Source organism: Arthrobacter sp. THG-b23 (assembly GCF_059091265.1).
On record NZ_JBNHGM010000006.1, the window covers coordinates 108834 to 120794 of the forward strand.

Sequence of the window (11961 nt, forward strand, 5' to 3'; positions counted from 1 at the left end):
TGCGGCTGCCCGATCCCATGTCCCGCCGGCCCCGGCAGGCGCTCAGCGGCGGAAGTGGTCGACCGCCAGCTGGTAGCTGTGCGCCGTCAGCGCGGCGGTCTGCTCCCAGCCGAAGGACGAGGCGTGTACCGCCGCATTTGCGCCCAGGCGCTGGCGGAACTCCGGATAGTCATGCAGCTCGCGGAGGGCACCCGCCCACCGGGCCGGGTCGTGCCCATCCACCAGCAGGCCGGTGAGCCCGTGGCTGACCGCCACCGGCAGCCCGCCCACGTTGGTGGCGACGACGGGCGTACCGCACGCCTGCGCTTCCAGGGCGACCAAGCCGAAGGATTCGCTGAAGGACGGCACCGCGACCACATCGGCGCTGCGGAAGGTGGCCGCCAGTTCGCGCGGCTCCACCGGCGGCGAGAGCGCCACCATGTCATCCAGCCCCAGTTCCCTGGCCAGCGCCGGCAGGTCCAGCCCCGCCGCTCCGCTGATCTCGCCGATGATGGACACCCGCAGCCGGATGTCGGGCCGCTGGCGGCGCAGTTCGGCCGCGGCGGCCAGCAACACCTGCGGTCCTTTCAGCACCTGGAGGCGGCCGGCGAAGACCAGGTGGAAGGTATCCGGACCGATTCCCGCCGCCTCCCGGTCAGCGCGCCGGCCGTCGGGGCGGAAGGTGTGCAGGTCGACGCCGGGCGGGATCACGTCTACCGTCCCCTCGTCCGCGCCGTAGAGATCGACCAGCTCGGCCGCCTCGGTCAGGGTATTGGCGATCAGCCGGCCGGATCCGGAGGCTATGGCTTGTTCCCCGCGGATCCGGGAGTCCGGTTCAGGCGGTTCGCCGGGCTGCAGGTGCAGGTTCTTGACCAGTCCCATCGTGTGCATCGAATGCACCAGCGGAATGTGCCAGTCGTGTTGCAGCCGCAGCCCCACTGCCCCCGAGAGCCAATAGTGCGAGTGCAGCACGTCGTACCGTGCGCCGTCCTGCTGCGTGAACTGCCGCAGCGAGGCCTCCAGCGCGTCCAGCCGCTGCGGCAGGTCTTCCTTTGCCACCGTGTCGGCCGGGGCCCCGTCGAGGTGGATCACGCGGACGCCGGCGCGGGGATGTTCCACGGGTTCCTGCCCGTCATGCAGGGAGCGGGTGAAAACGTCGACGGCGGTGCCCAGCGCCGCCTGTTCCCGCGCCAGGGCGCGCACATAGACGTTCATGCCGCCGGCATCGCCTCCACCGGGGAGGGCCAGCGGCGAGGTATGCAGCGACAGCACGGCGATGCGGTCCGCGCCGACCATGCCCACCTCCATACCGTGTCAGCCGGGACGTCTCCGGCTTGGGGAAATCGACGTGCTGCCGAATTTGTCTAGAGCCACTTTAGCCGTCCGGATAAGCCCCGGCGGCTTGATGACGGATCAGTGCATGGTGAAGCGGCTGGCCACCGTGTCCTGCACGCCGGGCACCCGGGTGAGCGCGCTGAACAGGCGGTTGCGGGCGGCGAGCACCGGCGCCGGCAGCGGCCGGCCCAAGGCCATGTTCAGGTGCGCCTGCCAGATGGCGGTGTTGGCCGCCCGCCGCCGGTCCGCCTCGAACCTGCGCAGCGCCGTGCCGGTCGCTTCGCCCGCCAGGGCTGCGGTCACGATCGGAGCCAAGGCGGCCGCGTCCAGCCAGCCCAGGTTCATGCCCTGCCCGCCGATCGGACTGACTTGGTGTGCTGCGTCGCCGATCAGCGCGATGCGCCCGGCTATCAGCCGCCGCGGCATCCGGGAGCTGACGGAGAAGGCGCTGAGCATGGAGCAGCTGCCGGGGTCCGGCCCGGTGCCGGTCCGCCGCGCGACCAGGGAGGCGAGGCCGCCCGCGGTCGGGTGGCTGACCACGCCGGGCATCCTGGCCACCCAGCGCCGGGTACCGCCGGGGAGCGGAAAGGATTCGACGATTCCGCCCGCCTCCAGATAGAGCACGGCGGTGCTGCCGTCGCCGGTGGTGTCGGCGAAGTCTCCCATCAGGTAGGCGTCGGGATACACCCGGGTCCGCACCCCGACGCCGAGTTGATGGCGCAAGGCCGAATATGCGCCGTCGGCCGCCACCACGAGCCTGGCCCGCACCGTGGCCGCACCCGCCGCCGGGTCCGGTCCCGCGCCCACGCGACGCGCCGGCGCCGTGCCTGCACCCGCCGCCGGGTCCGGTCCCTCGCCCACGCCCGCGCCCACGCGACAGGACAACGTCACCGCAGCCCCGTCGTCGTGCGCCGCCTCCACCGCCACCGCGCGCCGCAGGGCCCCGGGACGCAGCGCCTCCAACTGTTCTTCCAGCAGCCGTTCGGTGATGACCTGCGGCACGGCCAGCACATAGGGATGCGCGTCGGGAATGGCATCAAACGACAACGACGCTACTTCCCGGCCGCGGCTGCGGGCCACCCCCCGGCGGATGCGGACGCCGGCCGCCAACAGCTTTGGGCCCACGCCGGCATCGTCGAGCACGGCCAAGGCCGGCGGATGGATCCCGATCGCCCGGGAGTGGCTGCTGCGGGCCCGGCGCCGCTCCAGGACCGCCACGTCCACTCCGCGCCGGGCCAGCAGGATGCCCATTAACAGTCCCACCGGGCCGCCGCCGACCACGGCGACATCGAGCACGCGGTCCGCAATCGCTTCGTCGGGCCGGCTCCGGGGGAGCGCCGCCTCAGGCATTGGTCTCATGGATTAACAGCTGCCGGAAGCGTGAATCAGGCAGCACCCGCCAGCCGGGCGGGACGGCCGCGCGCAGCTCGTCCGGGGTGTAGCTGCGGCGGATGGAGGTCAGGCCGTCCCGCCGGATGAAGGAGCGGTGGAAAAACGGCAGCGTCCCGGCGGCGAACAGCACATACGCCGTCCGGCTGCGGATGATGTCGCTGTGCACTGCGAGGGCGCGGGACAACCGCTGCGAGTCGGCCAGCAACCCGGCCAGCTCGGGGGCGGTCAGGTGGTGGAGCAAGTGGTTGGACACCACGGCGTCGAAGCTGCGTCCTTCGGCGACCAGCTCCGAGCTGAAGGCCTGCCGGAACTCCAGGCCGGGCGACTGCGGCCGGGACGCCGCGAAGGCATGCGCGCGCGGGTCGGGATCGATGGCCGTGATCCGCAGGTCCAGGCCGTCCCGGGCCGCCAGGCGGGCGAGCAGCCGGGGAACGTCGCCGCCGCCGGAGCCGATATCCAGCAGGGTGGGGGCCTCGATGCCGGCCAGGCGCGGGCGAAGCAGGCGCCGGTAGATGCCGTGCCAACCGGACACCGCCCGGTTGATCAGCGGAAACTGGGCGTAGGTGCGCCGCAGCATGGCGGGATCGCGGTCCGGCCTGTCCATTTCCTCCACGGCATCCGTGGCGCGGCGGGCCAGGAACGTTGACGCATTGCGTGCCGGTGAGCGTGCGGCCACGGCGGTCCGTTCCCGCCCTACACCGCCGCTGCCGCGGGGACCTGGCGGGCGTGGAGGGTCGCGGCCGGCACGGTCTTGGTGAACAGCCCGGTTTCCACTGTCAGGCCCGGGCCGAACGCCATCGAGCAGATCCGCTCCTCGGCCGACCCTGCCGGTTGTTCCAGGATGTGCTTGAGCACGAACATCACGGTGGCGCTGGACATGTTCCCGTACCGCCGCAGCGTTTCGCGGGCCGGGAGGAGCTGTTCCCCGGTCAGCTCCAGCTTGGCCTCGACCTTGTCCAGAATGCTGCGCCCGCCCGGGTGGATCGCCCAGTGTTCGATGTCGCGGTACGGTTTGGCCGCCACGGCCGGTTCACGGGCCAAGAGTGGTTCAAGGGCGCCGACGATGTGTTCGTCGATGATGTGGGGAACATAGGTCCCCAGGACCATTTCGAAGCCTTCGTCGCCGATGTTCCAGGCCATGGATTCCTCGCCAACCGGGGTCAGGACGGTTTCGAAGTGGTCCAGCCGGATGGCCGGTCCGGTCTCCGCCATGTCGCGCCCGGTGATGACCGCGGCCGCCGCACCGTCCGCGAACAGCGAGGACCCCACGATGGTGTCCGGGTCGTTGGACGTACGCACGTGCAGCGTGCAGAGTTCTGCCGATACCACCATCACCACGGCCTCCGGATCCGCGTCGCAGAACGACTTGGCCGCGCGCAGGGCCGGGAACGCCGCGTAGCAGCCCATGAAGCCAAGGTGGTAGCGCTGGACGGCAGGATTGAGCCCGAGTGCGCGCACGATCTTGTAGTCCGGGCCGGGGTTAAAGAAGCCGGTGCAGGAGACGGTGATGAGGTGCGTGATGTCCGCCGCGCCGATCCCCTCGCAGGAGGCGAGCGCCTTGCCGGCGGCCTCGATGAACAGCGGGGTAGCCTTGTCCGCGAAAACGTCGTTCCGCACCTTGGTGCTCGGAGAGAGCAGCCGCCGGGAATCGGCGTCGAAGAACACCGGGTTGTCCGCCCGCCTGGCCATCGTGAGTTCGTCGACGGCGGTGTACCGGGTGTCGATGCCCGACTGGTCGAACGATGTGGTCACCAGGCGCTGCCCCAGGCGCGTCAAGCCCGGCTGCGTGGAAAACACGTCCCGCGCCTCCGACTGGATCAGGATGGTATCCGGAACAGCGGTTTCGAGGGACCTCAGCGTGACCGTCATAGTCCATTCATAGAGCAGGCAGCTGGGTAAGACAATGGACCGGCGGCCGGACTCCCGGCTGAACCGCAACGTCGGGCGGACGCGTCTTACCGGTTGATGGGCCATGCCTGGAACACAAGGAGCGGATCCCGGTGGAGTACGAAATCAATTCCCTGCCGCTGCACGTGCTCCTGGTCCACGCCACCGTCGTGTTCGTTCCGCTCGCCGCGCTGTGCGTTGCGCTCACCCTGCTCTGGCCGGCGGCGCGGCGCCGCCTGGGGGTTGCCACCCCGCTGATCGCCCTGCTGGCCCTGGTACTGGTGCCGGTCACCCAGCAAGCCGGCCATTGGTTGTTCCTGAGGATCGACCAGACGCCGCAGGCCGTCGAACACATGCGGTTGGGCGACATGATGCTGCCCTGGGTGGCCGGCCTTTTCGCCGCGGCGCTGGGGCTTTGGCTGTGGTTCCGCTACGGAACGACGGCGGACGCCTCCTTCCGGCGCAAGCTGGGCGCCGGGTACCGCATCATCGCGGCGGTGGTTGCCGTTGCCGTGCTGGCCGTGTGTGCCGGCGCCACGGTGGCGGTGGTGCTGACCGGCGAATCCGGATCGCGGGCCGTCTGGGAAAGCGCCTATTCCGAGCCCCCGGCGCTGCCCTAGCCCGGCGCGGCCGCGGCCGTGGCTCTGGCCTGACCCGCTCCCGCTCTCACGGGGTCGGCCTCCTCCTACCGGCCCAGGCGCTGGTAGGAGGAGGCGAAGTGGATGAGCGGATCGGCGCTTTCCGAACCGGCAGCGTCCCGGCCCATGGCCAGCACCTCGCCCACGATCAGCAGGTGGGTGGCCGCCGGGTGCACCGCCGTTGTCCTCAGCTCAAACCACGCCGGGGCTCCGCCGATCACCGCGGCACCGGTGGCAGGGCCGCGCCGGTACGGCACCTGGTTGAGCAGGCCTTCCACCGGATTGCCCGGGCTCGCCAACCAGTTCGCCGTGCCCTGGTGCTGCGATGCCAGCAGGCTCAGGGCCCACGTCCCCGAGCTGGCCACGGCGTCGCAAATCCTCGACTCCTCGAAGAGGCTGACGAGCATGGTGGGCGGATCGTAGGACACCGAAAGATAACCGCTGACGGTCGCCGCGTAGTCCCGGTTCCGCCATCGTGTCGACACCACCGCCACACCGGCAGCAATGTCGGCGCTCAGCGTGCGGTACAGGTCGATGTCCCGCTGGACCGCCGCACCCTGCTGGATGGGATGGGCCACCAGTTCTCCGTCCAGTTCCATGCCGCCATCCTTGCATGCCGGCCGCAGGGTGGCGGTACGCTCCGGGAAGGGTTCAAAACGCCGGCAGCGGATGATAGGGATGATAGACAGTAAGCACCCTGACTATTGCGAGTGGAGTGGACATGGCCCAGCGGCTCGTGGCAGACCTTATCGTCGATCGGCTTAGCGCCTGGCAAGTCCCGCGGATCTTCGGCTACAGCGGGGACGGCATCAACACGTTCATGGGCGCGTTGCGGCGCGCGGGGACGATCGAATTCATCCAGGCCCGGCACGAGGAAAATGCCGCCTTCATGGCTGTGGGGCACGCCAAGTACACGGGCGGGGTGGGGGTGGTCACTGCCACCCAGGGCCCCGGCGCCGTGCACCTGCTCAACGGCCTGTACGACGCCAAACTGGACAGCGTTCCGGTCGTGGCCATCGTCGGGCAGCAGTCGCGCACCGCGCTCGGCTCCGGGTACATGCAGGAAGTGGATCTGGCCAACCTCACCAAGGACGTCGCCACCTTCGGGCAGCAGGTCAGCACCCCGGAGCAGGTTCCGCTGGTGCTGGACCGGGCCTTCAAGGCGGCCCTGTCCGCCCGCGGCCCGGCCGTGGTGATCATTCCGCACGACATCCAGAAACTGCCCGCTCCCGAACTCGAGCACGCCCACGGCGTAGTGGCCACCGCGCCGATCTGGCGCCCCGCGCACGTGGTCCCGGACCCGGACGACCTGCGCGCAGCCGCGGCCGTGCTCAACGCCGGGCAGCGGATTGCCCTGCTGGTGGGACAGGGAGCGCGGGACGCCCGCGGGCAGGTGGTGGCGGTGGCAGAGAAGCTGGGGGCAGGCATTGCCACCAGCCTGTTGGGCAAACCCTATGTGGACGAGTCGCTGCCCTTCGCGGCCGGAACAATGGGGCATCTTGGCACCGCCGCCAGCGGCCAACTGCTGGCAAACTGCGACACCTTGCTGATCGTTGGCTCCAACGATCCCTGGACAGAGTTCTACCCGCCGCCCGGCGCCGCCCGGGCCGTGCAGGTGGACAACGATTCCGGTGCCATCGGCAACCGGTATCCGGTCGAGGCGGCGCTCACCGGCGACGCCGCGACCACCTTGGAGGCGCTGCTGCCGCTGCTTGAGGACCGCACGGCGGGCCCGTGGCGGGCGCAGGTGGAGGGCTGGGTCCGGCAGTCGCGCGAGCTGTCGCGGCAGCGGGCGATGACGCCGGCGCAACCCGTCAACCCCGAACGGGTGGTCTTTGAGCTCAGCGAAAGATTTCCTCCGGACGGCCTGCTCGCCGTCGATGTAGGCAGTTCCGTCTACTGGTATGCCCGGCAGCTGCGGCTGCCGGCCCGCGCCCAGGCGCACCTCTCCAGCACGCTGGCGAGCATGGGCTGTTCCTTGCCGTACGGCATTGCCGCCAAGCTGGCCTCCCCGGAACGGGTTGTTGTCGCCCTCACCGGAGACGGGGCCATGCAGATGAGCGGCCTCGCCGAACTGATCACCGTCGGCCGGCTCTGGCAGCAGTGGATGGACCCGCGTTTTGTGGTCTGCGTGCTGAACAACCGGGAACTCGCCGAGGTGACCTGGGAACAGCGGGAGATGGAGGCCGAGCCGCGTTTCGCGGACAGCCAGGCCCTGCCCGATGTCGACTACGCGGGCTATGCACGCCTGCTGGGACTGCACGGGAAGCGGGTCGAGGACCCCGAGCAGCTCGGCGCCGCATGGGAAGAGGCACTGGCCGCCGACCGGCCGTGTCTGATCGAGGTGCTCACCGATCCCGATGTTCCGCTGCTCCCGCCGTTCCCCGCCGGCCGGGAAAACGCCGAAACCATGCAGCGGTCACTGGATCAGGAAGGCCCGGCGGCCGACGGCGCGAAGGACCTCTTGCGCACCTACACCGAACAGGAAGAAGCCAGTAACGACCCGGGACCCGGGCAGGGGGAGTCCGGCCGGGATACCGAGTAAATGAAAGAATCGAGGGATGAGTGCGGCGGCAGAATTCATCGACGTCACTCTGCAGCGGGAAGCCTCCTGGGAACGGGCGGAAGCGCAGAATGCGGCCGGCGAAGGATTGCGCTATTACGGTGCGTCGGTGGGCGCGGTCAGGGGCACGGTCCGGGACGCCGGGCGGAAGTTCCGGCCGCTCTCGCACGACGACGTGACCGCGCTCAGCTCCGAACTGTGGGCCCCGCCGGTCTTTGAGCGGCGCCTGGCCGCCGTGGTACTGCTGCAGTCGAACCAACGCCTCTTGCGGAGCTCGGACCTGACGCGGCTGGAAGGTTTCCTGCGGGACGCGCGCACGGCGGCCTTGGCGGACCCGCTCGCCGTTGACGTCGTCGGCCCCTTGATTCAGGGGCTGACCGGCCAGCCCCGCGCGCGCGGCGAAGCGATCCTCGACCGCTGGGCGGAAGAAGAGAACCCGTGGCTGCGCCGGGCTGCCCTCCTGGCACCCTTGCGGGCGGTGCGTGCCGGCCGGGGGGACGCCGGCGGTTTTATCCGCCGGGCCCGTGCGGCGGAGGACGACGACAGCGGCATTGTCCGGGAGGCGGTCACCGTGGTGCGCGCCGAATCGGCCGCGATCGGTCAGGAGTGGATGCCGTCTCCGTAGGGACGCCGCGGCAGAGACGGCCCGGCCTTCCGCGCCGCCGGGGCACAAAAAAGCCCCGGACGTCCGGGGCTTTCTCTGTGCGCAGGAAGGGACTCGAACCCTCACCCTCAATAAGAGGACTAGCACCTCAAGCTAGCGCGTCTACCATTCCGCCACCCGCGCAGGTGGACTTTCGCAGGATCTCCGGAGGCCCTCAGGCGCACCGATTCCGTCGAAAGCAGCGAGAAAAACTCTAACATGTTTTGCCCGAACTGTTGAATCGTGCCCGGCGTCGGCCCGACGGCGCCGGCGCCGGGCACGGATCCGTCCGCGCGCCCTGCCGCGGCGCCCCGGCGGAACAGCTGCTGCCTTCGGCCGCTCCTGCTCGTTAGGCTGGGGACAGACATCGATTTCGAGGAGCCTTCATGACTGTACCGAGCCCGCACGAAGAAGTGGTCGAGATCTGCCGGCAACTGATCCGGATCGACACCTCCAACTACGGCAGCAACGAGGGGCCGGGGGAGAGGCCGGCCGCCGAGTATGCGGCCGGGCTGCTGGAAGAGGTTGGACTGGCGACCGAAGTGTTCGAGTCCGCGCCGGGCCGGGCGTCCGTCGTCACGAGGATGGCCGGCACGGACCCCTCGGCTCCCGCGCTGGTGGTACACGGCCACCTTGACGTGGTGCCGGCACAGGCCGATGACTGGCAGGTGGATCCGTTCAGCGGCGAGGAGCGGGACGGCCTCATCTGGGGCCGGGGCGCCGTGGACATGAAGGACATGGACGCGATGATCCTCTCGGTGGCGCGGCACATGGCCCGCAGCGGCATCCAGCCGCGCCGGGACATTGTCTTCGCGTTCTTCGCCGACGAAGAGGCCGGCGGCACGTACGGGGCGCGCTGGGCGGTGGAGAACCGTCCCGAGCTCTTCGACGGCGCCACCGAAGCCATCTCGGAAGTGGGCGGCTTCTCGGCCACCATTGGCGGCCGCCGCGCGTACCTGCTCCAGACCGCGGAGAAGGGGATCGCGTGGCTGCGGCTCGCAGTCGCCGGCCGGGCCGGGCACGGTTCCCAGATCAACACTGACAACGCGGTGACCACGCTGGCGGCCGCCGTTGCCCGGATCGGAGCCCACCAGTGGCCGATCGAACTGACGGACACCACCCGCCAATTCCTCGACGGCGTGACCGAGCTGACCGGCGTCGAATTCGATCCGGACAATCCCGACATCCTGCTCAAGGAACTGGGCACCCTGGCCCGCTTTGTGGGCGCCACCCTGCAGAACACGTCCAACCCGACGGTGTTAAAGGCCGGCTACAAAGACAACGTGATTCCCGGCCTGGCCGAGGCGCGGATTGACGCGCGGACGCTGCCCGGACAGGAAGAGCTGGTGCTGGCCACCATCCGTGAACTGGCCGGCCCCGATGTTCAGGTCAGTTACGTGCACCAGGACAGGTCGCTGGAGGTGCCGTTCGCCGGCAACCTGGTGGACGCCATGATCGACTCGCTCGCACATGAGGATCCCGACGCCGTGGTGCTGCCGTACACGCTCTCCGGCGGGACGGACAACAAGGCGCTGGCCCGGCTCGGCATCACCGGCTACGGCTTCGCTCCTCTGCGGCTGCCCGACGACCTGGATTTCACCGGGATGTTCCACGGTGTGGACGAACGGGTTCCGGTGGAGTCGCTGAAGTTCGGCACCCGCGTCCTGCAGCGCCTGCTCACCACCTACTGACTTCTTTTCACGACGACGAAAGGACCACCGGCATGCCCGCCAGTGTTGAAGAACTGCTCCCGGACCACCTGCTCGAGACCATCAGGGGCCGGGCCGCAGGCTACGACGAAGCGAACAGCTTCTTCCACGAAGACTTCGCCGACCTCGTCGAGGCGGGCTACCTGAAAATGTTCGTCCCGGAGGAAGACGGGGGCCTGGGCTACACGCTGGAAGAGGCGGCCAGGGCGCAGATGCGGCTGGCCACGGCAGCGCCGGCCACGGCGCTGGCGGTCAACATGCACCTGGTCTGGACCGGCGTCGCACGGGTCCTCAAGGCCCGCGGCGACGACTCCATGGACTACGTCCTGGCCGAGGCCGGCCGCGGCGAAGTCTTCGGGTTCGGGGTCTCCGAGGCCGGCAACGACCAGGTCCTCTTCGATTCGCGCACCGTCGCCGCACCCCGCGGGGACGGCGGTTATGAGTTCACCGGTACGAAGGTGTTCACCAGCCTCTCGCCCGCCTGGACGCGGCTCGGGGTCTTTGGCCGCGACGATTCCGGCACCGAACCGCAGTTGGTGTGGGGGTTCATCGACCGGGACAAGCCCGGCTACCGGATCAAGGACGACTGGAACACCCTGGGCATGCGCGCCAGCCAGTCCAACACCACGGTGCTGGAAGGCGCGGTTGCCGCACCGGACAGGGTCTTCCGGAAACTGCCGGTGGGACCCCATCCGGATCCGTTGATCTTCGGCATCTTCGCGTGCTTCGAAATCCTGCTCTCGTCGGTCTACGCGGGGATCGGCACGCGCGCCCTGGACCTTGCGGTGGAAGCCGTGCACCGCCGTCGTTCGCTGAAAACAGGCAAGAGCTACGCGCAGGATCCGGACATCCGCTGGCGGGTGGCCGATGCCGCCCTGGCCATGGACGGGCTGTATCCGCAGCTGGCGTCCATTGCCCGCGACGTGGACACTTTGGCCGACCACGGCAAGTTCTGGTTCGCCAAACTGTCCGGCATCAAGATCAGGGCCACCGAAACCGCCAAGGACGTGGTGGAGAAGGCGGTACGCGTCTCCGGCGGCGGCGGCTACTTCCGCGGCCGGGAACTGGAGCGGCTGTACCGCGACGTGCTGGCCGGGCTGTACCACCCCTCGGACGACGAGTCCGCGCACAGCACCGTGGCAACGGCCTGGCTGGGGCCGTTGGAAGACTGACGCGGGCCGCGCGCACCGCCTGCCGCGGGGTCAGGCGGTGCGTTCGACCTTGAGCACCCTGCGGCGGAGCCAGTACTTGCGGCTGCCGCCCAGGTACAGCCGGGTGCGGACCAGATCCCACTTGCCGTACTCGGCGTGCTCGGTCAGCGCGCGGCGGGCTTCGCCGACGGATTCGTCTTTATTCACGGTCAGGACCAGGTATTCGTACTCCCGGGCGTAGTCGCGTTCGCGGGTGACGGCGGCACCCAGAAATTGTTCTCTCATTGCCCTCCTGTTCTCTTCACTTATTCTCCACATTGCGGCTAACGTCTACAGCATGAGCATTGATCCGCGCGTCGCACTCGAGTCATTGGTTTCCGCCCTCCAGGAGCATCTGGCCGCCGCATCCAGCCGCCGGGGTGATGACGATCCTGCCGTGGAAGCAGCGTTCTCGTCCATCATGGAATCGTTCGAGACCTACGAGGACGCGCTCTACGATGCTTACGGCGAAGTGACGCCGCTGGTCATTTACGACGAGTCGGACGACGAGGGCATGGACGAACCCGACGACGTGGTGGACCCGTTCGACGACGATCTGGAGATCGAAGAAAAGTAGCACGCCCCGGGGCCGCCCGGACCTGATCAAGCGTTTTTGGCGCCGGCG

At 69.3% G+C, this 11961-nt stretch carries 12 protein-coding genes and 1 tRNA gene; 6 read left to right on the forward strand and 7 right to left on the reverse strand.

Going from position 1 to position 11961, the window contains the following annotated elements; genetic code table 11:
- Positions 1-42: 42 nt before the first annotated feature.
- The 4 genes from mshA to AC5RVD_RS12235 form a co-directional block, all read right to left on the reverse strand.
- A complete protein-coding gene (mshA, locus tag AC5RVD_RS12220; RefSeq protein ID WP_494112696.1) occupies positions 43-1275 on the reverse strand; it encodes a D-inositol-3-phosphate glycosyltransferase in 1233 nt (410 codons plus the stop codon).
- Between the two features lie 117 nt (positions 1276-1392).
- Positions 1393-2673 carry an FAD-dependent oxidoreductase gene (locus AC5RVD_RS12225; RefSeq protein ID WP_494127043.1) on the reverse strand — a complete coding sequence of 427 codons (1281 nt, stop codon included), beginning with the start codon at positions 2671-2673 and terminating at the stop codon, positions 1393-1395.
- Positions 2657-3382, reverse strand: coding sequence for a class I SAM-dependent methyltransferase (locus tag AC5RVD_RS12230; RefSeq protein ID WP_494127044.1), 726 nt, complete (start codon positions 3380-3382; stop codon positions 2657-2659). The genes AC5RVD_RS12225 and AC5RVD_RS12230 overlap by 17 nt, the downstream gene beginning before the upstream one ends.
- A 17-nt stretch (positions 3383-3399) precedes the next feature.
- Positions 3400-4575, reverse strand: a complete 1176-nt coding sequence (locus AC5RVD_RS12235) for a type III polyketide synthase (RefSeq protein WP_494127045.1) — start codon at positions 4573-4575, stop codon at positions 3400-3402.
- A gap of 131 nt (positions 4576-4706) precedes the next feature.
- Here AC5RVD_RS12235 and AC5RVD_RS12240 point away from each other — a divergent pair, with 131 nt between their 5' ends.
- Positions 4707-5213, forward strand: a complete 507-nt coding sequence (locus AC5RVD_RS12240; protein WP_494127046.1) for a hypothetical protein — start codon at positions 4707-4709, stop codon at positions 5211-5213.
- Between the two features lie 65 nt (positions 5214-5278).
- Here AC5RVD_RS12240 and AC5RVD_RS12245 read toward each other — a convergent pair whose 3' ends face one another.
- The gene (locus AC5RVD_RS12245) at positions 5279-5830 is read right to left on the reverse strand and encodes a flavin reductase family protein (protein WP_494127047.1); all 552 of its coding nucleotides are present in this window, start codon (positions 5828-5830) and stop codon (positions 5279-5281) included.
- A gap of 122 nt (positions 5831-5952) precedes the next feature.
- Here AC5RVD_RS12245 and AC5RVD_RS12250 point away from each other — a divergent pair, with 122 nt between their 5' ends.
- Both AC5RVD_RS12250 and AC5RVD_RS12255 read left to right on the forward strand, forming a co-directional pair.
- On the forward strand, positions 5953-7776 hold the full coding sequence (locus tag AC5RVD_RS12250) for a thiamine pyrophosphate-requiring protein (protein ID WP_494127048.1): 1824 nt from the start codon (positions 5953-5955) through the stop codon (positions 7774-7776).
- 16 nt (positions 7777-7792) lie between these two features.
- Positions 7793-8419: a DNA alkylation repair protein gene (locus AC5RVD_RS12255; RefSeq protein ID WP_494127049.1), complete on the forward strand. Its 627-nt coding sequence runs from the start codon at positions 7793-7795 to the stop codon at positions 8417-8419.
- A 78-nt stretch (positions 8420-8497) separates the two neighbouring features.
- On the opposite strand, the gene AC5RVD_RS12260 is transcribed toward AC5RVD_RS12255, so the two are convergent.
- Positions 8498-8581, reverse strand: a tRNA-Leu gene (locus tag AC5RVD_RS12260).
- A gap of 242 nt (positions 8582-8823) precedes the next feature.
- Between AC5RVD_RS12260 and AC5RVD_RS12265 the strand changes: the two genes are divergently transcribed.
- A complete protein-coding gene (locus AC5RVD_RS12265) occupies positions 8824-10128 on the forward strand; it encodes a M20/M25/M40 family metallo-hydrolase (RefSeq protein ID WP_494127050.1) in 1305 nt (434 codons plus the stop codon).
- 32 nt (positions 10129-10160) lie between these two features.
- A complete protein-coding gene (locus tag AC5RVD_RS12270) occupies positions 10161-11318 on the forward strand; it encodes an acyl-CoA dehydrogenase family protein (RefSeq protein WP_494111149.1) in 1158 nt (385 codons plus the stop codon).
- Between the two features lie 30 nt (positions 11319-11348).
- Here AC5RVD_RS12270 and AC5RVD_RS12275 read toward each other — a convergent pair whose 3' ends face one another.
- On the reverse strand, positions 11349-11582 hold the full coding sequence (locus AC5RVD_RS12275; RefSeq protein ID WP_494127051.1) for a DUF5703 family protein: 234 nt from the start codon (positions 11580-11582) through the stop codon (positions 11349-11351).
- 52 nt (positions 11583-11634) lie between these two features.
- Between AC5RVD_RS12275 and AC5RVD_RS12280 the strand changes: the two genes are divergently transcribed.
- The gene (locus tag AC5RVD_RS12280) at positions 11635-11913 is read left to right on the forward strand and encodes a hypothetical protein (protein ID WP_493978463.1); all 279 of its coding nucleotides are present in this window, start codon (positions 11635-11637) and stop codon (positions 11911-11913) included.
- Positions 11914-11961: the final 48 nt, after the last annotated feature.